At 67.3% G+C, this 22,371-nt stretch carries 24 protein-coding genes; 5 read left to right on the top strand and 19 right to left on the bottom strand.

The window, feature by feature from the left end; translation table 11 throughout:
• Positions 1–227: 227 nt before the first annotated feature.
• The 14 genes from ACTIFS_RS08455 to ACTIFS_RS08520 form a co-directional block, all read right to left on the bottom strand.
• Positions 228–1,550: a bifunctional folylpolyglutamate synthase/dihydrofolate synthase gene (locus tag ACTIFS_RS08455; protein ID WP_439573637.1), complete on the bottom strand. Its 1,323-nt coding sequence runs from the start codon at positions 1,548–1,550 to the stop codon at positions 228–230.
• Positions 1,551–1,654: 104 nt separating this feature from the next.
• Entirely contained in the window at positions 1,655–2,569 is a 915-nt protein-coding gene (gene accD / locus ACTIFS_RS08460) for an acetyl-CoA carboxylase, carboxyltransferase subunit beta (protein ID WP_439573638.1), read from the bottom strand.
• Positions 2,570–2,639: 70 nt separating this feature from the next.
• Positions 2,640–3,476 (bottom strand): tryptophan synthase subunit alpha, encoded by an 837-nt coding sequence (gene trpA / locus ACTIFS_RS08465; RefSeq protein ID WP_439573639.1) that lies wholly within the window; start codon positions 3,474–3,476, stop codon positions 2,640–2,642.
• The gene (gene trpB / locus ACTIFS_RS08470; protein ID WP_439573640.1) at positions 3,473–4,690 is read right to left on the bottom strand and encodes a tryptophan synthase subunit beta; all 1,218 of its coding nucleotides are present in this window, start codon (positions 4,688–4,690) and stop codon (positions 3,473–3,475) included. The genes trpA and trpB overlap by 4 nt, the downstream gene beginning before the upstream one ends.
• Complete coding sequence (locus tag ACTIFS_RS08475) at positions 4,687–5,352, bottom strand: phosphoribosylanthranilate isomerase (RefSeq protein ID WP_439573641.1); 666 nt, start codon at positions 5,350–5,352, stop codon at positions 4,687–4,689. The genes trpB and ACTIFS_RS08475 overlap by 4 nt, the downstream gene beginning before the upstream one ends.
• Before the next feature lie 9 nt (positions 5,353–5,361).
• The gene (locus ACTIFS_RS08480; protein WP_439573642.1) at positions 5,362–6,321 is read right to left on the bottom strand and encodes an ornithine cyclodeaminase family protein; all 960 of its coding nucleotides are present in this window, start codon (positions 6,319–6,321) and stop codon (positions 5,362–5,364) included.
• 4 nt (positions 6,322–6,325) lie between these two features.
• Positions 6,326–6,691: a lipopolysaccharide assembly protein LapA domain-containing protein gene (locus ACTIFS_RS08485; protein WP_439573643.1), complete on the bottom strand. Its 366-nt coding sequence runs from the start codon at positions 6,689–6,691 to the stop codon at positions 6,326–6,328.
• A 1-nt stretch (position 6,692) separates the two neighbouring features.
• Positions 6,693–6,977 (bottom strand): integration host factor subunit beta, encoded by a 285-nt coding sequence (locus tag ACTIFS_RS08490; protein WP_439573644.1) that lies wholly within the window; start codon positions 6,975–6,977, stop codon positions 6,693–6,695.
• 62 nt (positions 6,978–7,039) lie between these two features.
• Complete coding sequence (gene sppA, locus ACTIFS_RS08495) at positions 7,040–8,011, bottom strand: signal peptide peptidase SppA (RefSeq protein WP_439573645.1); 972 nt, start codon at positions 8,009–8,011, stop codon at positions 7,040–7,042.
• Positions 8,012–8,094: 83 nt separating this feature from the next.
• Positions 8,095–8,424: a hypothetical protein gene (locus ACTIFS_RS08500; protein ID WP_439573646.1), complete on the bottom strand. Its 330-nt coding sequence runs from the start codon at positions 8,422–8,424 to the stop codon at positions 8,095–8,097.
• An 81-nt stretch (positions 8,425–8,505) separates the two neighbouring features.
• Positions 8,506–9,219 carry an orotidine-5'-phosphate decarboxylase gene (gene pyrF, locus ACTIFS_RS08505; RefSeq protein WP_439573647.1) on the bottom strand — a complete coding sequence of 238 codons (714 nt, stop codon included), beginning with the start codon at positions 9,217–9,219 and terminating at the stop codon, positions 8,506–8,508.
• The gene (locus ACTIFS_RS08510; protein WP_439573648.1) at positions 9,216–9,794 is read right to left on the bottom strand and encodes an NADPH-dependent FMN reductase; all 579 of its coding nucleotides are present in this window, start codon (positions 9,792–9,794) and stop codon (positions 9,216–9,218) included. The genes pyrF and ACTIFS_RS08510 overlap by 4 nt, the downstream gene beginning before the upstream one ends.
• A 59-nt stretch (positions 9,795–9,853) precedes the next feature.
• Positions 9,854–10,927 (bottom strand): lysylphosphatidylglycerol synthase transmembrane domain-containing protein, encoded by a 1,074-nt coding sequence (locus ACTIFS_RS08515; RefSeq protein ID WP_439573649.1) that lies wholly within the window; start codon positions 10,925–10,927, stop codon positions 9,854–9,856.
• Positions 10,928–11,127: 200 nt separating this feature from the next.
• Positions 11,128–11,766, bottom strand: coding sequence for an MBL fold metallo-hydrolase (locus ACTIFS_RS08520; protein ID WP_439573650.1), 639 nt, complete (start codon positions 11,764–11,766; stop codon positions 11,128–11,130).
• 297 nt (positions 11,767–12,063) lie between these two features.
• Between ACTIFS_RS08520 and ACTIFS_RS08525 the strand changes: the two genes are divergently transcribed.
• A complete protein-coding gene (locus ACTIFS_RS08525) occupies positions 12,064–12,642 on the top strand; it encodes a transglycosylase SLT domain-containing protein (protein WP_439573651.1) in 579 nt (192 codons plus the stop codon).
• Between the two features lie 94 nt (positions 12,643–12,736).
• Here the strand turns inward: ACTIFS_RS08525 and rpsA are convergent, their stop codons facing one another.
• The 4 genes from rpsA to ACTIFS_RS08545 form a co-directional block, all read right to left on the bottom strand.
• Positions 12,737–14,440 carry a 30S ribosomal protein S1 gene (gene rpsA, locus ACTIFS_RS08530; RefSeq protein ID WP_439573652.1) on the bottom strand — a complete coding sequence of 568 codons (1,704 nt, stop codon included), beginning with the start codon at positions 14,438–14,440 and terminating at the stop codon, positions 12,737–12,739.
• 376 nt (positions 14,441–14,816) lie between these two features.
• A complete protein-coding gene (locus tag ACTIFS_RS08535) occupies positions 14,817–15,104 on the bottom strand; it encodes a hypothetical protein (protein ID WP_439573653.1) in 288 nt (95 codons plus the stop codon).
• 117 nt (positions 15,105–15,221) lie between these two features.
• Complete coding sequence (locus tag ACTIFS_RS08540; protein WP_439573654.1) at positions 15,222–15,596, bottom strand: cell division protein ZapA; 375 nt, start codon at positions 15,594–15,596, stop codon at positions 15,222–15,224.
• 5 nt (positions 15,597–15,601) lie between these two features.
• Positions 15,602–15,892 (bottom strand): DUF4164 family protein, encoded by a 291-nt coding sequence (locus ACTIFS_RS08545; RefSeq protein WP_439573655.1) that lies wholly within the window; start codon positions 15,890–15,892, stop codon positions 15,602–15,604.
• 294 nt (positions 15,893–16,186) lie between these two features.
• Here ACTIFS_RS08545 and tkt point away from each other — a divergent pair, with 294 nt between their 5' ends.
• From tkt to ACTIFS_RS08565, 4 genes are all read left to right on the top strand, one after another.
• On the top strand, positions 16,187–18,181 hold the full coding sequence (tkt, locus tag ACTIFS_RS08550) for a transketolase (RefSeq protein ID WP_439573656.1): 1,995 nt from the start codon (positions 16,187–16,189) through the stop codon (positions 18,179–18,181).
• Between the two features lie 100 nt (positions 18,182–18,281).
• Positions 18,282–19,292: a type I glyceraldehyde-3-phosphate dehydrogenase gene (gene gap, locus ACTIFS_RS08555; RefSeq protein ID WP_439573657.1), complete on the top strand. Its 1,011-nt coding sequence runs from the start codon at positions 18,282–18,284 to the stop codon at positions 19,290–19,292.
• A gap of 58 nt (positions 19,293–19,350) precedes the next feature.
• Positions 19,351–20,550, top strand: coding sequence for a phosphoglycerate kinase (locus ACTIFS_RS08560; protein ID WP_439573658.1), 1,200 nt, complete (start codon positions 19,351–19,353; stop codon positions 20,548–20,550).
• A 655-nt stretch (positions 20,551–21,205) separates the two neighbouring features.
• On the top strand, positions 21,206–21,790 hold the full coding sequence (locus ACTIFS_RS08565) for an alpha/beta fold hydrolase (RefSeq protein ID WP_439573659.1): 585 nt from the start codon (positions 21,206–21,208) through the stop codon (positions 21,788–21,790).
• A gap of 15 nt (positions 21,791–21,805) precedes the next feature.
• Here ACTIFS_RS08565 and ACTIFS_RS08570 read toward each other — a convergent pair whose 3' ends face one another.
• On the bottom strand, positions 21,806–22,144 hold the full coding sequence (locus ACTIFS_RS08570; protein ID WP_439573660.1) for a hypothetical protein: 339 nt from the start codon (positions 22,142–22,144) through the stop codon (positions 21,806–21,808).
• Positions 22,145–22,371 lie beyond the last annotated feature (227 nt).

Consider the following 22,371-nt stretch of genomic DNA (forward strand, 5'->3'; position numbering starts at 1 on the left):
CGGGATGCAACCGTTTGAAACAAACTTGAACCGGTTCCAGTTTCGCGCATCACCTGAAATTGGCAGGCACTTGAGGTGAAATCGCAAACGCGGTGGTCTGTCTGCAGGTGACGGGAGGGGGGCTTTCCGGGATCATCTCGGGCCGGGGCGTTTCACGAGGGTTGGGCGACCCCCGCGAGGTATCGCTCGGCCTCCGGCGCGCGCCACCCTGCCGCGACCGGACAGCGTCAGTCCGGCTCCCAGCCGTCCGCATCCAGAACCTCGCCGGCCAGATACAGGCTGCCGGTGATCAGTACACGCGGCGGCACGGGCCAGTCGGAGACGCGGATGGCGTCCAGCGCGGCATCGAGGCTCGCCGCCGGCACGGCATCGATCCCGGTTGCGCGGGCGGCCTCCGCCAGCGCCTCGGCCGGCAGGGCCGCCGGATAGGCGAACGGCACGGCCAGCAGCCTCGGCGCGAAACGGGTGAAATGGTCGAGGAAGCCGCGCGGATCCTTGGTCGAGATCATGCCGGCCACCATCACCAGCGGCCGGGGATTGCGGGCGTTCATGGTCCCGATCGCCTCGGACAGCACCTCGCCGCCGCCCGGATTGTGCCCGCCGTCGAGCCAGACCTCGGCGCCTGAAGGCAGCACATCGGCGACCCGGCCGGTCAGCCTCTGCAGCCGTGCCGGCCACCGGACAGCCTGCAATCCGCGGGCGACCTCGGCGTCGGTCAGGCTGAACCCGGCCGTCTTGACCGCCGCGAGCGCCGTGCCGGCATTCTCGAACTGGTGAGCGCCGGCAAGGCGCGGCGGCGGCGCGTCGATCAGGCCATTCTCGTCCTGATAGATGAACCGCCCGTTCTCCTCGCGCGCGAACCAGTCGAGGCCGGAGACCAGGAGCCGCGAGCGGGTGGCTTCAGCAGCCTGCTCGATCACCGCCATGGCCTCCGGCGTCTGGCGGGCAATGACCGCGGGCCGGCCGCGCTTCAGGATACCAGCCTTCTCGGCCGCGATCTTTGGAATGGTGTCGCCAAGATAGTCGGCATGATCCATCGAAACCGGCGTGATCACCGAGACGGCCGGCCGCGCCACCACATTGGTCGCGTCGAAACGGCCGCCCATCCCGACCTCCAGGACCAGCGCATCGGCCGGATGGCGCGCAAACATCACCAGCCCGGCAATGGTGGTGATCTCGAACTGGGTGATCGGCTGCCCCTCGTTCTTCCGCTCGACCTCGAGCAGGACCTCCCCGAGCGTCTCGTCGTCGACCAGGCGGCCGCCACCGGCGGCGCCCAGCCGGTAGCGCTCGTTGAAGCGCACCAGATGCGGCGAGGTATAGACATGCACCCGCCGGCCGGAGGCCTCCAGGAAGGCGCGGGCAAAGGCCGAGGTCGAACCCTTGCCGTTGGTGCCGGCCACATGAATGACCGGCGGCAGGGCAAGATGCGGATCGCCAAGCCGCGCGAGCGCACCGTGCATCCGATCGAGCGACAGGTCGATCAGCTTGGGATGGAGCCGGGAGAGCCGCTCCAGGATGTCGGCGATCGGTGTGGTGGCAACCGTCATGATGCGGCGGGGAACGACAGGGGGGCAGGATGCCGGAAACGGCGTGACAGAAGGCCGGGGAGGCCCCGCCGTCAAGGGTGGCCGGCGCAGGCCGGAACTGCGCGTCAGGATGCGGCCGGCTCTGCCGTCTCCTTGGTCTCGACGACCGGGATCTCGGCCGGCACGGGCCGGGGCGGCTGTTTGGTAAGCAGCCGGCAGAGCCTCGCAAGCGTGTCTCGCAGGTCGTGGCGGTGGACGACCATGTCGACCATGCCGTGATCCTTCAGATATTCGGCACGCTGGAAGCCTTCGGGCAATTTCTCGCGGATGGTCTGCTCGATGACGCGCGGGCCGGCAAAGCCGATCAGCGCGCCGGGCTCGGCGATATGGACGTCGCCCAGCATGGCATAGCTCGCCGTGACGCCGCCCGTGGTCGGGTTGGTCAGCACCACCAGATAGGGCAGCTTGGCCTCGCGCAGCGCCTGAACGGCTACGGTCGTGCGCGGCATCTGCATGAGCGACAGGATGCCCTCCTGCATGCGCGCGCCGCCGGAGGCCGTGAAGATGATGAAGGGCGTGTGCTTCTCCACCGCCGTCATCATGCCCCGGATGATCGCCTCGCCCGCCGCCGTGCCCAGCGAGCCGGCCATGAAGTCCATGTCCTGCACGGCCACCGTCACCGCCAGACCGTCGAGCTTGCCGTAGCCGACCTTGATGGCATCGGCCATGCCGGTGCGGGTCCGTGCGTCCTTGAGGCGATCGGCATAGCGCTTCTCGTCGCGGAACTTCAGCGGATCGGCCGGCACGTCGGGCAGCGCCACGTCGATCCAGGTGCCGTTGTCGAACACCGACCGCATCCGCGCCGTCGAGCCCATGCGCATGTGCACGCCCGAGCCGGGGATCACGAACAGATTGGTCTCCAGATCCTTGTGGAAGACCATCTGCCCGGTCTCCGGGCACTTGATCCACAGGTTTTCCGGCGTGTCCCGCTTCAGGAAGGAGCGGATCTTCGGAGGCAGGACGTCGGTGATCCAGTTCATGGCTCGGTCTCCGAAGGCGGACAGAATCGATCCGCGGAGGAATGCGTGAGATGACCGGCAAAGACGGCCGTTATTCGGCAGCCCTGCGTGCGTTCCGAACCCCTGCCGCCAGCGAGCCGACAAGATCGGTGACCGCGCTCACCGTGCGGTCGCTCGCCCGGCCGTCCGCATCGAGCGAACCCTTCAGCGCATCCACCAGCGCCGACCCCACCACCACGGCATCCGCGCCGCGGGCCACCGCCGCAGCATGGTCAGCATTCTTGACGCCGAAGCCCACCGCCACCGGCAGGGCGGTGTGCGCCTTGATGCGGGCGACCGCGTCGGCGGTCTTGCCGAAATCCGGCGTCGCCGCGCCGGTAATGCCGGTGATCGAGACGTAGTACACGAAGCCGGAGGTGTTGGTCAGCACGGTCGGCAGGCGCTTGTCGTCGGTGGTCGGGGTCGCGAGACGGATGAAGTTGAGCCCGGCCTTGAGGGCCGGCACGCAGAGTTCGGCATCCTCCTCAGGCGGCAGGTCGACGACGATCAGCCCGTCAATGCCGGCGGAACGGGCATCGGCCAGGAAGCGGTCTACGCCATGGATGTAGATCGGATTGTAGTAGCCCATCAGCACGATCGGCGTGATCTGGTCGCTCTCGCGGAACCAGGCGATGTCCTCCAGGGTCTTTTTCAGCGTCTGGCCGCCCTTGAGTGCGCGCAGGCCAGCCGCCTGGACGGACGGCCCGTCCGCCATCGGATCGGTGAAGGGCATGCCGAACTCGATCACGTCGGCACCGGCGCCCGGCAGCGCCTTCAGGATGGAGCGGGCGGTCTCCCGGTCGGGGTCGCCGGCCATGACATAGGTGACGAGGCCGGCGCGGCCCTCGCGGGCCAGATCGGCGAAACGGGTGTCGAGGCGGGTGGTCACAGCTTTGTCCCCAGCATGTCGGCCACCTGCGGCACGTCCTTGTCGCCGCGGCCGGAAAGATTGACGACCATGAGATGGTCCTTCGGGCGCTGCGGCGCGAGGTCCGCGACCTTGGCCAGCGCATGGGCGCATTCCAGGGCCGGAATGATCCCCTCGACCTTCGACAAGAGCTGGAAGGCCTCCAGCGCCTCGTCGTCGGTCGCCGAGAGATAGGTCACCCTGCCGATGTCGTTCAGCCAGGAATGCTCCGGCCCGATGCCCGGGTAGTCGAGGCCGGCGGAGATGGAATGGCCTTCTTCGATCTGGCCGTCGGCATCCATCAGCAGATAGGTGCGGTTGCCGTGCAGCACGCCCGGCCGGCCGCCGGAGATGGATGCGGCATGCAGCTTGTCCAGGCCGTGGCCGGCCGCCTCCACGCCGAAAATCTCGACCGAGGGATCGTCGAGGAAGGGATGGAACAGGCCGATGGCATTGGAGCCGCCGCCGACACAGGCGATCAGGCTGTCGGGCAGGCGGCCTTCCGCCGCCATCATCTGCTCGCGGGTCTCGTTGCCGATCACCGACTGGAAATCACGGACCATGGACGGGTAGGGGTGGGGGCCGGCCACCGTGCCGATGCAGTAGAACGTCGTCTCCACATTGGTCACCCAGTCGCGCAGGGCCTCGTTCATGGCGTCCTTCAGCGTCTTCGCGCCGGACTGAACGGGGACGACGGTGGCGCCCAGCATCTTCATGCGGAACACGTTGGGAGCTTGTCGGGCGACGTCGACCGCGCCCATGTAGACGATACATTCCAGGCCGAAGCGCGCGCAGAGCGTGGCGGTCGCAACGCCGTGCTGGCCGGCACCGGTCTCGGCGATGATCCGCTTCTTGCCCATCCGGCGCGCGAGCAGGATCTGGCCCAGCACGTTGTTCACCTTGTGAGAGCCGGTGTGGTTCAACTCCTCGCGCTTGAGGTAGATCTTCGCGCCGCCGAGATGATCGGTCAGCCGTTCGGCAAAATAGAGCGGCGAGGGGCGGCCGACATAATGGGTCAGGTGGCCGCCCATTTCCGCCGCATAGGCCGGGTCGCTCCGCGCCTCCTGATAGGCCCGCTCCAGTTCCAGGATGTTCGGCATCAGCGTCTCGGCGACGAAGCGGCCGCCATAGGGACCGAAACGCCCCTGCTCGTCAGGTCCCGACCGGAACGAGTTCGGCTTTGCGGGTGCGTTCATCGCCTGTCTCCTTCGCCGGCAGCGCGGCGGGCGGCGGCCACGAAGGCCCTGATCTTGCCGGGATCCTTGATGCCCGGCGCAGTCTCCACGCCGGATGATACGTCGACACCCTGCAACCGGGTCAGTCGCACGGCCTCTGCGACCGTCTCGGGGGTCAGGCCTCCCGAAAGCACGACGGGCACGCCGGGGTCAAGGCCGGCAACCAGCCGCCAGTCGAAGGCAAGGCCGTTGCCGCCCGGCAGGGCCTCGGGCGTCTTCGGCGGCTTGGCATCGACGAGCAGATAGTCGCTCACCGAGGCATAGTGCGAGAGGTCGGAGAGGTCGGCTGGTTCGCCGATCCCGACCGCCTTCATCACCTTCACCCCGAAACGCGCGCGGATTTCCGCCAACCGCTCGGGGCTTTCCGATCCGTGAAGCTGGAGAATGTCGGGCTTCACCGCGCCGATGATCGTGCCGAGGATCACGTCGTCGGCATCCACGGTGAGCGTCACCACCGCCGCCCGGTCGCGGGCCCGGGCCGCCAGGGCGACCGCCTCCGGCACCTGCACGTTGCGCGGGCTGCGGGGGTAGAACACCAGCCCGACCATGTCGGCTCCCGCCTGCAGGGCGGCGTCCATGGCGGCGGCGGACCTCAGTCCGCAGATCTTGACGATGAGCGACATGCCGCTGTCCTAGACCGGCAGCGAGCGCCACACCAGCATGGCAGCGGCAAGATCCTCCAGTGCCGTGCCGACAGACTTGAACAGCGTCACCTCCTGTTCAGACGTGCGGCCGGCGTGCCGGCCGCGGCACAGCTCGAACAGGTCCGCCTTCACCGCCGCCTCGGTCACGACGCCGCGCCGGATCGGGTCGACGATGTCGCCGGCCTCCTTCAGCGCGCCGGTCCGGGTGTCGATGAACAGGCTGGCGCGGGTGACGGCGGCATCGTCGGCCTCGCGCATGGCCGGCGTATAGCCTCCGACGAGGTCGAGATGGGCGCCATCCTTGAGCCAGCCGCCATGGATCAGCGGCTTGGCGGAGATGGTGGCGCAGGAGACGATATCTGCCTCCTCCACCGCAGCCTGCAGGTCGGTCGTGACCGTGAGCCGGACATTCGGAACGAGACCCTGCAGGCCCTCGACCAGCGCATGGGCCTTGTCGCGCGAACGGTTCCAGATGGCGGCCTGGCGGATCGGCCGCACGGCGGCATGGGCCTGGATCAGATGCGGGGCGAGCGCACCGGCCCCGACCATGACCATGTGCGAGGCGTCCTTGCGCGACAGGAACCGCGATGCGAGCGCACTGGCACAGGCCGTGCGCCAGACGGTCAGCGTCGTGCCGTCGAGAATGGCGAGCGGGGCGCCGGTCTGGCCGTTGCTGAGCAGGTAGGAGCCATAGATGGCCGGCAGGCTGCGCGTGCCATTGCCCGGATAGACCGAGACGATCTTGGTTCCGACATAGGAGCCCTCGCCCGGCGGTGTCCAGGCCGGCATGAGCAGCAGCATGGCCTCGGGCTCGCCGCCCGCCTGCGGGATCGGATGGTGATGGCGCAGCGGCACCGTGAAGTCGGCGCGGAAGGCGTCGGCGAGCGCCTCGACCAGCGCCGGATAGGACAGGGTGGCGGCAATCTCGCCGGCTGTGACGATGCGCATGAAATCAGGCTGCCGGCCTCGAGATGCGGGCAGGCACGCCGCCGGACGCGGCCAGTCCTGCCGAGCGGTCGAGTTCGGTCCGCAGCCGGTTCGCCTCCGCGCGGGCGACATGGAGATCGCTTTCCGCGCGCCGGCACCGCTTGCGATACCGCCCCTGCCGCCACCACACGGTCACCCCGCCCAGGACGACGCCAAGCGTCAGGGTCAAGAGGATGACGACATAGATCGGCATGGTCAGCACATAGGCCGGCGCCTCGCGCGAAAACGGATCGAGCGAAACCGTCATCGACCCGCGATTGGCAACCGCCAGCGCGACCGCGACGATGGCGATCGGCAGCACCACCAGCCAGTTGACGATCCGGCGCAGCATGTCAGGCGCCCTTGTTCAGGCGTTCGCGCATTTCCTTGCCCGTCTTGAAGAAGGGCACGACCTTGTCCTCGACCTTCACATGGGCACCGGTGCGCGGGTTGCGACCCACCCGCGCATTGCGCGCCTTCACGGAGAAAGCCCCGAAACCGCGCAGTTCCACCCGGTCGCCGCGAGCGAGCGCCGCAACCACCTCGTCGAGAATGGCATTGACGATGTTCTCGACATCGCGCTGGTAGAGTTGCGGGTTTCGCTCGGCGATCTTCTGGACGAGTTCGGACTTGATCATCTCTGTCGCGCGCCGCCTGCGCGCCCCCTCTGTTGCCCTGAGGGCTATTTTTCTAAATCAGCTCATGGGGTTGGAGGCTGCCAGACGGCCAGAAGCCCGTCAAGCGCGGTGAGCTCGACCTGGGTTGCGACGCCGGTCGCGCGCAACCTTTCAGCGAAGGCCGTGAGACCTGCAGCTTCCACCAGTGGCGCTGCCAGCGCCCCGACAAGGGAAGCGCGCGTGGTGGAGGCGGGCCGGTAGCGCTGCATGGGCAGGGTTCGCGCCACGCCGCGCCCGACGAGCCAGGTGCGCGCCTCGTTCGGTCCGCCGATCGTGTCGACAAGCTTCATGGCAAGCGCGCGGTTTCCGGCAAAGACGCGGCCGTCCGAGGCCGTTCGCAATTCGTCCTCGCTCATCGAACGGCGCTCCCGGACGATCCGCTGGAACCAGGAATAGCTGTCGGCGACGATCTCGCGCAGCGCGGCGACCGCCTCGGGGCTGGTCGGTTCGAGGCCGCTGGGATTGGCCTTCAGCGGCGTGGAGCGCACGGCATCGACCCGCACGCCCAGCTGTTCCAGCAGGCGCACCACATTGGGAAACTGGACAATGACGCCGATCGAGCCGGTCAGCGAGGTCTCGCGCGAGACGATGTGATCGGTGGCGATCGCCGCGATATAGCCGCCCGACACCGCCTGGCCCTCGACCACGGCCACGGTCGGCTTGACCGCCGCCACGGCCCGGATCGCCTGATAGAGCGCTTCGGAGCCGGACACCGTGCCGCCGGGAGAGTCGATGGTCACGACAAGCGCGCGGGCATAGCGGTTCTGCCGGATGCGATCGATCATCTGGATGACTTCGGCGTTCTGCGTGATGACGCCCTTCACCTCGATACGGGCGACATGCTCGAGGCCGGGAATGAGCCCGGTCCGCCGTCCGATCGTCCAGCCGGCCGTGCCGATCGCGAGAATGACGGCGGCCACGGCCAAAACCCGCCAGAAGGTCAGCTTCCGGCGCATCAGGCGCCGGTCCATGACGACATCGGTATCCAGAGACATGGTCCGCAGGCTCCCGCCGGGCGTCAGGCCCGCTGTTCAGGTAGCCCCCGGCAGCGGCTCGCGCAAGCCTTTGGCGTGCCGCGCTACTTGCGGCTGACCCGGGCGGCGCGACGGACCGCACCGCGGTGTCGGACGAGTACGATGATGCTGGCAGCCGACAGGGCAATGCCGCAGATGATGGCGGCGGGAAACAGGGCCGACATGGCGATGATGAAGCTGAAAGGCTCCGATTCGTAGTCGAGGCCAACGGCTGCGTCGCCGCCCTGGCCGAGCGCAACGACGCCGCTCATCCATGCGGATCGAAGCTGGACGAACATGAACACCGCGATGAAAAGGCCGCCGCCGACGCCGAATATGGCCGTCAGAAGCGCCTCGATCGGGCTCAGGCGACGGGGTACGTCCGATCTCGGCATTCGGGCAAGGGCTCCCTGAAACGTCAGGCGGGGCGATGCCCCGAACCCGGACCTTGTGATCCCGAACAGAATAACACGACTTCACCGCATTGCAGCGGTGATCTCCATCAAAATCGCGTTGGCGGCTTCGGCGGGGTCGGCTGCCGCTGTGATCGGGCGGCCGACGACCAGCCGGTCGGCACCGCCGGCAATGGCGGCGCCCGGCGTGACGACCCGCTTCTGGTCCCCGGCTGCCGATCCGGCGGGCCTTATTCCGGGCGTGACCAGTTCCACATGATCCGGCAGCCCGGAGGTCCTGAGGCTGCCGGCCTCCTCTGCCGAGCAGACGATGCCGTCGATGCCGAGTGCGGCCGCCTGGCGGGCGCGGTTGGCGACCAGGATCGGCACGGTCCCGGCATAGCCGGCCTCGGCGCAGTCGAGATCGTTCCAGGATGTGAGGATGGTCACGGCGAGGATCTTCAGTCCGGAGCCGGCCTTGCCGGCGACCGCCGCGCGCATGGTCTGCGGATAGGCATGGACGGTGAGGTAATGGGCGCCGCTGGCCGCGATGGACTCGACGCCCTCCCGCACCGTGTTGTCGATGTCGTGCAGCTTCAGGTCGAAGAACACCGTCTTGCCGGCGGCGATCAGGTCCCGGCCGAAGGCGAGGCCGCCGGCATAGCCCAGCCGGTAGCCGATCTTGTAGTGCGTCACCGTTTCGCCGAGCAGCGCCACCAGCCGCTCGGCCGCGGCCACGGAGGGCAGGTCGAGAGCGACGAACAGCTTCGCTCGTGGATCGGCGTTCGGGATCGTCATCGTGCCAGCAGCCTCGTCCGTTCGATGAGCGCCCGGCAAGTGTTGGCGAGCAGCTTGCGAAGCCGCTCCTCCTTCAGGCTGCCGTCCTCGTCGAAGGCCTGATGCGCCGCCGGGATCGCGACGCCTTCGGGGATGACCAGGGCGCCGCAGCCGAGTTCCAGCACCTGGCGCGTCGCCATCTGCGAGCGCATGCCGCCATAGCCGCCCGGCGAGGCCGAGCCGAGCGCGAAGACCCGGTCCCGATAGGCGGCGAGCGGCGGCTCGCCGTCCTCGCGCACGCGGCTGACCCAGTCGATTGCATTCTTCAGAAGCGGCGTGACCCCGGCATTGTATTCCGGGCCGGCAATGAAGATGGCCTGGTGGTCGCAGAATTGGCGTTTCAGCTTCAGGGCGTTGTCCGGCTGGCCTTCGGCCGCCTCCAGGTCGCCGTCGTAGAGCGGCAGCGGATAGTCGGCGAGCGACAGCAAAGTCACCTCGGCGTCGAGGCGCGCCAGTTCCAGCGCGGCCGCCGCGGCGAGCTTCGCATTGAGCGATGCCGAACGGATCGATCCCGAAAAGACCAGAACCCGGACCATGGAGCCTCCATCCGCTGCGATGACGGCCTTCTAGCGGCGGGGCCGAGGCCCGTAAACGCCTATTCGGCCGGGCCCGGCTTTGTCGCCTGCTTGGCCGCTTCCTGGCTCGCTTCGGCCTGACGGATCACCGCCATGCTCTCCTTCAGGTGGTCAAGCGACCGGTGCCCGGAGGCGAACTCGCGCACGGCGATCAGCAGCAGCGCCAGCAGGAAGGGGCCGATGAAATAGTAGAGCCGGAACAGGATGAAGGCGGCGACCACCGCTTCCGCCGTGAAGCCGAGCGGCGGCAGGGCCACGAGCAGCGTCGCCTCGAAGGCACCGGCCGCTCCTGGCGCGTGCGTGGCAAAGCCCAGCAGCATGGCGGAGCAGAAGATGACCGCCACCGCCACGAAGGGGGCGGGCGGCGCATTCGGCATGGCCATCAGCAGCACGTAGAGGATCGCCGAGCAGCAGGCGAGGTCCACCACGCCGATGGCCATCTGCAGTCCGGTCAGCCTGGCGCTCGGCAGCTTGATAACCCAGGCGCCCGAGCCGAACTGGCGCGGCACCGAGACGAAGATGAGCCAGCCGGCCAGCGCCGCCAGCACGACAAAGCCGGCAATGCGGACGGCATCGCCGCCGAGCCCGATGGTCCGCACCACCGGTGCCACCACCTCCGGCTCCAGCACGAAGCCAAGGCCAAGGACCGTGGCATTGCCCAGCCAGAAGGTGAGACCTGCGATGAAGCAGATCTTCACCACCTGGGGACCGGTGATCTGGTAGCGCGAATAGACGAGGTAGCGCACGACGGCCGCCGTGAAGACGGTCGCTCCCAGATTGTGGGCGATCGAATAGCTGGTGAAGGAGCCCACCGCGCAGGCCGGGTAGGGGATGTCGTCACGCCCGATCGTGCGCGTTGCGAAATAGTCGTAGACGGTCAGGGTCGCATAGGCCGCGACGGCAAACAGCCCGGCGATGATCAGCGTGGTCGGCCCGATCTGGCCGATCGCCTCCCAGACCTTCGACCAGTCGATGACCTTCAACTTGTGGTAGAGGATATAGACCGCGAAGGCGAGCATCGCGAAGGAGACTGCGAGCACGATCCGCTTGAAGCCGATCCGATCGCGCAGGAAGCTGATGGTGCTGTTGAGCAAGGCCCGTCCCATTGTCCTGAAGGCGGGAGAAGGCCCGCGCCGGCGTCCGGCACCTAGCAGACGAACCATTTCGCGGATATGTCACATCATATAGGGAAAAACCCTTAGGATGCGCCCCGGGACAGACGGCACTCTGGATCGAGCCTTCACGGACGAAATGTAGGCAGGCCTGCGCGATTGTCCAGCGTAGCGTTGCGTTTTCAGCGCAGGAACGGATTGCTCAGCCGCTCGCGCTCGATCGTTGTGGCCGGCCCGTGGCCTGGCAGAACGGTGAACGCATCGCCGAGCGGCAGGATCTTCTCCTTGATGCCCTTGATGAGCAGGTCGTGGTCGCCGCCGGGCAGGTCCGTACGTCCGACAGAGCCCTGGAACACGGTGTCGCCGACGAGCGCGAATTCCGACGGGTGATGCACGAAGACGACGTGACCCGGCGCGTGACCCGGGACATGCAGCACGTCGAAGGTCAGTCCGCCGACGGTCACCGTGTCGCCCTCGACCAGCCAGCGGTCCGGCGTCATGGCCCTGACGCCGGCAAGGCCGAACCGAGCACCCTGGCTCGGGAGGTTGGCGAGCAGCGGCACATCGGCCTCATGCGGCCCCTCGATCGGCACGCCGAGCAGTTCCGCCAGTTCGGCCGCCCCGCCCACATGGTCGATATGCCCGTGGGTGATCAGGATTTTCTCGGGCACGACCTTCAACTCGGCGAGCGCGCCCTGGATGCGGGGCACATCGCCGCCCGGATCGACCACGGCGCCCTTCATGGTGTCGGTGTCCCAGACGATCGAGCAGTTCTGCTCGAACGGCGTCACCGGCACGATCATCACCTTCAGTCTGGCCATCACCTGCTCCTCGCGCTGACCTCGTGCCTAGCGGCACCGGCCGGCCAAGGCAACCCGTCAGATCAGGCGTCCAGCTGTTCCAGATTCTGCCACAGATGCGGCCCTCAAGTGGCAGGTTAGTGATTGTAACGGTAAGTTATTGCGGTGCACAATTTTCGTCGATATAAGCGCCGCCGCGACATTGGCGTCAGTGGATCACAGCGATCGACGTCATTCACCGAGGCGCATCAGCGCCTGATCTGGTCGCTTTTCGGGCGTTTGCCTGAACCTTCTCCTCTCAATCTGGAAATCATCAGAATGAATGAATTCAACGCGGTCCGCGTCCGTTTCCTGTTTCGGCTCATGCCGGCCATTGCCATCGTCCTCGCCGCGGGAGGGACGCGCCTCGAGGCCTCCACGGCCGATCCGGCCAATCTGTCCTGGGCCAGGATCCAGGCGGCGGCAGTGACCGACGCCCCGGCAAGCCCAGTCGCCCGGCCGGCCCGCAACCCGCGCGCCGCGGCCCCCGTTCCTGCCAATGGCATTGCCCGGCGTGTCGCCGATGTCGCGGCCCGCCATGGTGTTCCGGCAAGCCTTGCCGTTGCGGTGGCGCGGGTGGAGAGCGGCCTGCGGTGTAACGCGCGCGGGCGCGCGGGCGAACTCGGGCCGCTGCAGATCAAGCCCGCCACCGCCCGAGGCCTGGGCTATCGCGGCCCGGCCGCGGGGCTCAATTCCTGCGAGGCGGGCCTGGAATGGGGCATGCGGCACCTTGCCGCCGCCTACCGGCGCTGCGGCACCCATGCCGGGGCGGCGGCCCTGCACAACCGCGGGCTGGCCGCCTCCTGCACTCGCACCGCCTATTCCGCGCGCGTGACGCGGGCGATGGCGAGCCTCTGACGGCTCCCGCCGCGCGTCTGAAAGCAGAACGGCCGCCCCGTGGGGCGGCCGTTCGCGTCTGGTCGGGAGGGACCGGCTGTGAAGCCGGAGCGCCTCACTTCTTCTCGGTGCGGGCCTTGAGCGCGGCGCCCAGGATGTCGCCGAGCGAGGCACCGGAATCGGCCGAGCCGAACTGCGCCATGGCCTCCTTCTCCTCGGCCACTTCCAGCGCCTTGATCGACACCTGCACCTTGCGCGCCTTGCGGTCGAACATGGTGACGCGGGCATCGACCTTCTCGCCGGCGGCGAAGCGCTCGGGGCGCTGGTCGGCACGGTCGCGGGCGAGCTCCGAACGCTTCACGAAGGTCGAGAGGTCGGTTCCGACCAGCTTCACGTCGAGGCCGCCTTCCTTCACGTCCGTCACCTCGCAGGTGACGATCTGGCCCTTGCGCAGTTCACCGGCATCGGCGAACGGATCGCCGCCCACCTGCTTCATGCCGAGCGAGATACGCTCCTTCTCCACGTCCACGTCGAGGACCTGGGCGCGGATGACGTCGCCCTTCTTGAACTCCTCGATGACCTGCTCGCCCGGACGGTTCCAGTCGAGGTCGGACAGGTGGACCATCCCATCGACATCGCCCTCGAGGCCCAGGAACAGACCGAACTCGGTCTTGTTCTTGACCTCGCCCTCGACCACCGTGCCGATCGGGTGGCGCTCGATGAAGGCCTCCCATGGGTTCTGCAGGGTCTGCTTGAGGCCCAGCGAGATGCGGCGCTTGGACGAATCGACCTCGAGCACGGCGACCTCGACCTCCTGGGAGGTGGAGACGATCTTGCCCGGATGGACGTTCTTCTTGGTCCACGACATTTCCGAGACGTGGATCAGGCCCTCGATGCCCGGCTCCAGCTCCACGAAGGCGCCGTAGTCGGTGATGTTGGTGACACGGCCCTTGAACTTGGCGCCGATCGGGTACTTGGCCTCGATGCCCTGCCACGGATCGTCCAGCAGCTGCTTCATGCCGAGCGAGATGCGGTGGGTCTCGTGGTTGATCTTGACGATCTTGACCTTCACGGTCTGGCCGATGGCCAGCACCTCGGAGGGGTGGTTGACGCGGCGCCAGGCGATGTCGGTGACATGCAGCAGGCCGTCGATGCCGCCGAGGTCCACGAAGGCGCCGTAATCGGTGATGTTCTTCACCACGCCGTCGATGACCTGGCCCTCTTCGAGGTTCTGCACCAGCTCGTGACGCTGCTCGGCGCGGGTCTCTTCGAGCACCGTGCGCCGCGAGACGACGATGTTGCCGCGGCGGCGGTCCATCTTGAGGATCTGGAACGGCTGCGGCGAGTTCATCAGCGGGCCGACGTCGCGGATCGGGCGGATGTCCACCTGGCTGCGCGGCAGGAAGGCCACGGCACCGTCGAGATCGACGGTATAGCCGCCCTTGACGGTGTTGAAGATCGTGCCGGAGACCTTCTCGTTGGCGATGAAGGCCTTCTCGAGCTTGACCCAGCTCTCCTCGCGGCGCGCCTTGTCGCGCGAGATGACCGCCTCGCCCAGGGCGTTCTCGACGCGCTCGAGATAGACCTCGACGACGTCGCCGATCTTGATGTCACCCTCGCGGCCGGGGCCGGTGAACTCCTTCAGGGCGACGCGGCCCTCGGTCTTCAGACCGACGTCGATGATCGCCAGGTCCTTCTCGATGCCGACGACGGTTCCCTTCACGACGGAACCTTCGTTCATCTCGGTCTTGCCGAAACTCTCGGCGAGGAGCGCGGCGAAATCGTCGCGGGTCGGATTCATGCTGTCGGTGGTTGCCATATGGACGTGTCCCTGAGAGCCCGTTGCTGCGCGAAGTGGATCGGACCGCCTGATTGCCTGGACCGGACGAGGGGCTGAAATCGCGTCCGGACGTGGCCGAAACGGCTCACGCGCGCACCCCGGGCAATTGGCGGCTGGTATCATGTCCGGCGGGTCGGAACCGGCTCTGGCACGGCACCCCGTCTGGAGGCGGCAGCCCGTCGGGGGCCGCGGCGGAGACGCGAAGGCGGAGAGGCGGAACCGCTCCGGGAGGCAGTCTGCCTCCTCGCCGTGCCGATGAAACGGAAGGACCGAACCTCGGACGATCGGGCGCAATTACAGGAAACGGTCAGCGACCACAAGCCGGCATGGCGCCTCAGGGCACCGGACGCGGCGATTAGGGCCGCTTGCGCTCGAAGGTGTAGCGACGGGTGCGCTTGAGTTCCATGATCAGCGCCACGAATTGCTGGGGCGACAGGATCTCTTCCTTGCCCGTCGGATAGGAGACGAAGAACCGGCTCTTGTCGCGGAACATCACCACGCGCGCCTCGATCTTCGGCTCGCCGCCCTTGCCAGGCTCGGGATGGGCGATGATAACGCCCCATTCCTCGCGTGGCTGATCGGGCGGAGGCGGGACGAGTTCAAGCCCGTCGGCGATCGCATCGTCCGCGTCGGGATCCGGCATCGATTGCTTGTCGGGCTCGCGGGTCATGTGGGCACGGTGCAGGCGGGCCTCCTTGTCACGGGTTTAGACATCGCTGGGCTGGTGCGCAACCGAGTCGCGCCGCATTCTTGGCGGGTATCAGGGCTCGGGCTGCAACCGGGCGGTCAGGCGATCGGTCAGCCGTTCGACGGTTTCCGCCGCCTGATCGACCATCGTCGCGAGCCTGTCGTTCTCGCGCTCCATCCGCTCGATCGTCAGGGCGCGCTGCTCGCGCAGGCTCGCCAGTTCCTGTTCTGCCGTCTTCAGCCGCCGGCCGACATCGACGAGTTCGTCCGCCACCATGATCGCGGCCATGACGGTCAGCCGTGTGTCGCCGATCTCGCCGAACGACCCCTTGAGCTGGTCGATCCTGGCGTTGATGTCATCGGCCAGCTTGAGGAGATGGCCCTCCTGGCCGTCGTCGCACGCCATCCGGAACTGGCGTCCGTTGATCGTGACGGACACATGCGCCATGGCGGTCAGGCCCCGTAGCTCTTGAGAACGCTGCGGATGGCTTCCATGGTCATGTCGAGGCGGCGCGCCACGTCGCGATTGGCGGCCTCCAGCGTCGCGATCCGCTCGGCAGAGCGGTCGAGTTCATCGGCCAGGCGCGCCCGGTCGGCCTGAAAGGCCTCGATCTGCCGTGCGGCGGCGCCCTGGGCGCGCTCTGCCTCCTGCTTGCGCGCGACGGCCGCGTCCAGCCGCGCCAGCGCAGCCGAGAGCCGTTCTGCGGATCGGTCGAGACGGGAGGGTTCGGCTGAAACTGCCAAGCGTGGTCCTGAACGTGACTCGAAGGTGGCGCCCGGCTGCCGTGGCCCGATAACGCGTCCGGACCCTACGCGAGGGGGTTGAACAGCGTCAACGGCCGAACCGTGCGGGTTCGCGGGGCTCCGGCGTGCCCGGCATCCGCCAGAGGGGCGGTTCTGCGGTTCGGGCCATTGACTCAAGGGCCGTCGCTGATACGACACCGGCCCGAAGGCCCCGGATATCCGGTTTCCGGGCCGATTTGACCGGTCGCGCGCCGTTCCCTCGTCGGAAGTGGTGCTGCCAGGGAGCAAGACCCGATGTCCACGCAAGTCCCGCCGCGCGCCGAGCACGACAAGCTGGCCAATGCCATCCGCTCGCTGGCCATGGACGCGGTCGAGAAGGCGAAGTCCGGCCATCCCGGCATGCCCATGGGCACTGCCGACATCGCCACCGTTCTGTTCTCGCGCTTCATGAAGTTCGATGCAGCCAACCCGACCTGGCCCGACCGCGACCGTTTCGTACTCTCCGCCGGCCACGGCTCCATGCTCGTCTATGCGCTGCTCTATCTCACCGGTGCGCCGGACATGACCCTCGACGAGTTGAAGAACTTCCGCCAGCTCGGATCGAAGACGCCCGGCCACCCGGAGAACTTCATCACCAGGGGCGTCGAGACGACGACAGGTCCGCTGGGTCAGGGCATCGCGACCGCCGTCGGCATGGCTCTCGCGGAGAAGATGCTCGCGGCCGAGTTCGGCAAGAAGGCCGTCGACCACTACACCTACGTCATCGCCTCCGACGGCGACCTGATGGAGGGGGTGAGCCAGGAGGCCATCGCGATGGCCGGGCACTGGAAGCTGAACAAGCTGATCGTGCTGTTCGACGACAATGACATCTCCATCGACGGTCCGCTGTCGCTCGCCGACTCGGTCGACCAGGTGAAGCGCTTCCAGGCCGCCGGCTGGCGCGCCGAGCGCGTCGATGGCCATGACCCGGAGGCCATCGCCGCCGCCATCGCGCGGGCGCAGAAGTCCGGCAAGCCCTCCCTGATCGCCTGCAAGACCATCATCGGCTATGGCGCGCCGAAGAAGGCCGGCACCTCCAAGGCGCACGGGGAGCCTCTGGGGGCGGACGAGCTGAAGGCCGCCAAGGAAAAGCTCGGCATCGCACCCGAGCCCTTCGCCGTTTCTCCCGACGTGCTCGACGCATGGCGCAAGATCGGCGCGCGCGGCGCGGCTGCCCGCAAGACCTGGGAATCGCTCTTCGGCACCCTGCCGCCGAAGAAGCAGGCCGAGTTCAACCGCCGCCTCGCCCACGAGCGGCCGGCAAAGCTGGCGAAGGCGCTTGCCGCCCACCGTAAGGCGCTGATCGCCAGCCCGCAGAACATCGCGACCCGCAAGTCGTCGGAACTGGCCATCGAGGCCATCGTGCCGGCCATGCCCGAGTTCCTCGCCGGCTCGGCCGACCTCACCGGCTCCAACAACACCAAGGCCAAGTCGGCGGTCGCCTTCTCGGCGAAGAATCCCAAGGGCCGTTACATCCATTACGGTATCCGCGAGCACGGCATGGCCGCGGCCATGAACGGCATCGCGCTGCATGGCGGCTTTGCCCCGAATGGCGCGACCTTCCTCGTCTTCACGGACTATTGCCGGCCGGCCATGCGCCTTTCGGCGCTGATGGGCACGCCGGTCGTCTATGTCATGACCCACGATTCCATCGGCCTCGGCGAGGACGGTCCGACCCACCAGCCGGTCGAGCATGTCGCCTCGCTGCGCGCCATGCCGAACATGCGGGTGTTCCGCCCCTGCGACGCCGTGGAAGTCGCCGAGTGCTGGGAACTGGCGCTCAACCGCATCGACGGCCCGACCGTCCTGGCGCTCACCCGCCAGAACCTGCCGCAGTTGCGCACCGAGGCGAAGGCCATTCGCTCGGCGGCCGGCGCCTACGAACTGCTGAAGGCGGAGGGCCGGGCGCAGGTGACGCTGTTCGCCTCCGGCTCGGAGGTCGAGATCGCCGCCGGGGCCCGCAAGCTGCTGGCCGACAAGGGGGTCGCCGCCCGCGTGGTCTCGGTTCCATCCCTCGACCTGTTCCTGGAGCAGCCGGCCGATCTCCGCGATGCCGTGATCGGCTCGGCGCCGGTCAAGGTCGCCATCGAGGCCGGCGTGCGCATGGGCTGGGATGCCGTGATCGGTTCCGACGGCCTGTTCGTCGGCATGACCGGCTTCGGCGCCTCCGCGCCCTACAAGGACCTCTACAGGCACTTCGGCATCACGGCGGAAGCCACCGCCGAGGCCGTTCTGAAGCGGCTCGGCTGAGCCCGCCCTCGGATTGACGCATTCGGGCGCCACGGACGGCGCCCGCCAGCCGGAAGGGTCCGCGCGGCATCAGGCGGACCGCATGAAGGAGAGGATTTCCATGACCACCCGCGTCTTCATCAACGGTTTCGGCCGCATCGGCCGCAACATCCTGCGCGCCATCGTCGAGGGCAAGCGCAAGGACATCGAGGTGGTCGGCATCAACGACCTCGGCCCGGTGGAGACCAATGCGCACCTGCTGCGCTTCGACTCGGTCCATGGCCGCTTCCCGGCGACCGTCGAGGTGGATGGCGACCACATCGTGGTGGCCGGCAAGCGCATCAGGGTCACGGCGATCAAGGATCCGGCCGAGCTGCCGCACAAGGCGCTCGCCGTCGACATCGCCATGGAATGCACCGGCATCTTCACCACCCGCGACAAGGCCGCCGCCCACCTGAAGGCCGGCGCGAAGCGGGTGCTCGTCTCCGCCCCCTGCGACGGCGCCGATCTCACGGTCGTCTATGGCGTCAATGACGGTGCGCTGACCAAGGACCACCTGGTCGTCTCGAATGCCTCCTGCACCACCAATTGCCTCGCTCCCGTCGTCGCCGTGCTGCACAAGGCCTGCGGCATCGACAAGGGCTTCATGACGACGATCCACGCCTATACCGGCGACCAGCCGACGCTCGACACGATGCACAAGGACCTCTACCGCGCCCGCGCCGCGGCGCTGTCGATGATCCCGACCTCCACCGGCGCCGCCAAGGCCATCGGCCTGGTCATTCCGGAGCTGAAGGGCCGCCTCGACGGCACCTCGATCCGCGTGCCGACCCCGAACGTCTCGGTGGTGGACTTCAAGTTCCTCGCCAAGCGCAAGACCTCGGTCGAGAAGGTCAACGAGGCCATCCTGAAGGCGGCGAAGCGCGGGCCGCTGAAGGGCATCCTCGGCTATACCGACCAGCCGAACGTCTCGATCGACATGAACCATGACCCGCATTCGTCGATCTTCGCCCTCGACCAGACCAAGGTCATGGACGAGAAGTTCGTGCGCGTCCTGTCCTGGTACGACAACGAATGGGGCTTCTCCAACCGCATGAGCGACACGGCTGTCGCCATGGCGAAGCTGGTCTGACCCAAAGCCTTCCGGGCCGTCCGCATCGCGGGCGGCCCTGTTCTTTCGGATGATGCCCATGACCACTTTCCGCACCCTCGACGACGCCGACGTGAAGGACAAGCGCGTGCTCGTGCGCGTGGACCTGAACGTGCCCATGGAGAACGGCCGGGTCACCGACGTGACCCGCCTGGAGCGCATCGTGCCGACGCTCATCGACATTGCCGACCGCGGCGGCAAGGTCATCATCCTCGCCCATTTTGGTCGGCCGAAGGGCGTGGATCCCTCCCAGTCGCTGAAGGCCGTCGTGCCCTCGCTCGCCCACGTGCTGAAGCGCCCGGTCGCCTTCGCCGAGGACTGCATCGGCGAGGCGGCGAGGCGCGCGGTGGATGCCATCAAGCCCGGCGAAATCCTGGTCCTGGAAAACACGCGCTTCCACAAGGGCGAGGAGAAGAACGACCCGGACTTCGTCAAGGCGCTGGCGGAGAATGGCGACCTGTGGGTGGCGGATGCCTTCTCGGCCTCCCATCGCGCCCATGCCTCGACGGAAGGGCTCGGCCATGTCCTGCCGGCCTATGCCGGCCGCACCATGCAGGCCGAGCTCGAGGCGCTGACGAAGGCGCTGGACCAGCCGAAGCGGCCGGTCGTCGCCGTCGTTGGCGGCGCCAAGGTCTCGACCAAGATCGACCTGCTGGAAAACCTCGTGACGCGTGTCGATGCCCTCGTCATCGGCGGCGGCATGGCCAACACCTTCCTGCATGCTCAGGGAATCCGGATCGGCAAGTCGCTGGCCGAAAAGGACCTCGCCGATACCGCCCGCCGCATCATGGCGAAGGCGGAAGAGGCGAAATGCGCCATCATCCTGCCGGTTGATGCAACGGTTGCCTTTCACTTCGAGAACAACGCGCCCTCCTTCGCCTATGGGCTGGATGCCATCCCGTCCGACGCCATGATCCTCGATGTCGGCCCGCAGTCGATCGCGCGCATCCATGCGGCGATCGACGATGCGGCGACGCTGGTCTGGAACGGCCCCCTGGGCGCCTTCGAACTCAATCCCTTTGACAAGGGCACGGTGGAGGCCGCCCGCCATGCCGCCCGGCGCACCCGGGAGGGCAAGCTGCTCTCTGTCGCCGGTGGCGGCGATACAGTGGCGGCGCTCAACGCGGCCAAGGTCGCGGACGACTTCACCTATGTCTCGACCGCCGGCGGTGCCTTTCTGGAATGGCTGGAAGGCAAGCCGCTGCCGGGAGTGGACGTGCTGAAAACACGCAGCAGCTAACGTTCGCGCCACATGGCCAATTGCTGTCCGCAGTCCCGGTTATTCAGCAAATCATGGATCTGCCGAGTTTTTATTTTGTATCGTAAGCACAAATTCAAGCAGAATTGACAACTAGGTCCATCGACACACGCGGCTGCGTTCAGAGTTTCGCGTTCCACCTTGGCACTCGATCTGGCGCCCGCATGGGTGGCGGCCTCTGACGGTCATTCCAGTCCGAATTGATCCTGTTTGCCACATATCGCGGCTTGCCTCACGGGCGTCGCGCGGACAAGACTGCCTTTGTTGCGACACTGCTGCGCTTGTCAGCGCGACCCACAACAGGACGGCAACGACGCTTGTGCGCACAGGTGGCTCCTGCAGAAAGGACGCTCTCGTCAAAATTGCATCTACGTCAAGCAGAGTCTATTGCTATAAAAATCAAAGAAAGATGCAATCTGACGCTTGGGAAATGGATGGGCGGTACGCCGACCGTACTGTTTCCAGCAAACGGCGATTTCTCAGCGGCTGGGTCGGCTTCGTTCACGATTGCTCGAAATGGTGTGGCAACGCATCAAGGGGCTGGCAAGGCGCTGCCCGGCGAGGTTAAAGATTTGGTCGACGTTGCCACCTGCCGCTTGGGGGCGATGGAGCCGGACCTCACACTTGCAGGAGATCCATGACCGGCGCCTTGAGGAGCATCGCCGCCGGCATTCTCACCCTCGCCGGGCTCTCACCCGCCGCCGCGAGCGGCGCGCCGCGTCCGACCGCGCTCCTGCTCGACGGCCTGGGCATCTATGTCCACCAGAACTATGTCGGGGTTTCTGCGCTGGCCTCGCTTCTCGACCAGCTCGGCTATCGGGCCGTCGTCGACAATCACCTGATGAGCCGCACGGCTGGCCTCGAGGCGGACGTCATCATCGGCCATTCCATGGGCGGATCGACGGCGCTGCGCTATGCGCGCGAGCAGATTGCGGCCGGCAAGCCTGCGCCGGTCGTCATCACCATCGACGCGGCCTTCGGCTCCGGCGCCTGCCCGGCGACGCGCTGCATCAACATCTACAGCCCCGGCTTTCCCAAGGTGGTGGGCGCAGAGAACATCGATGCGTGGCAGGCGGGCGCCTTCATGGTCCCGCATGCCATGCTTGCGACCAATCCGGCGGTGCAGCAGATGGTGCTGCGCCAGGCCGAGGCGATCCTCGCCGAACGGCTGGCCACCTCTGCCCCGCTTGTCGCCCCGGTTCCGATCCCCAGGCCCTACTGAGCGTATGAATCGGCCCTAGCGGACGACCCTGACGTCGACGCGGCCACCGTCACCGAAGGTCACGCTGAGCTCGGTAAAGGCACCATGGGCGGTCTCCACGCCGTCAACGGACACCCGCCCGTCGGGGTTGATCTCCACGCGCCGGTTGCCAACGGTCAGTCGTGTCAAGGCGTTGATCTGCTCGACGCTGGAAGAGCGCGCGGCACTGCCGGTCGCATAGACCCTGATGGTCCTGCCATTCACACTCGTGCTGGCGATCTGCTGCGGGCCGGACGGCGAGCAGCCCGCGAGCACGAGCGGGGCGAAGAGCGTGATGAACGCGGTCCGGCGTGACAGAAGGGCGGCGGTCGGCATGGCGGGTTTCTCCGGGATGTGAAGGGTCTTCGACAGGCGTCATGCCGCATCGGTGGACGTTCCGGAATTGCTTCGGGTTGCGGGCCGTTGGGCGCGGGAAGCGCTGCCTTCAGTCTGCGCGTGCCGCCCCGCACCCATGGCGCATCGGGCCTGCGCCATCAGGACCGCCTTTTTTTGAGACCCTGCATGCGCTAGACGAGCGCCAGCCCATGCCACGACAGGATGGA

The sequence above is a fragment of the Phreatobacter sp. genome, from assembly GCF_051860605.1.
Lineage (GTDB): Bacteria > Pseudomonadota > Alphaproteobacteria > Rhizobiales > Phreatobacteraceae > Phreatobacter.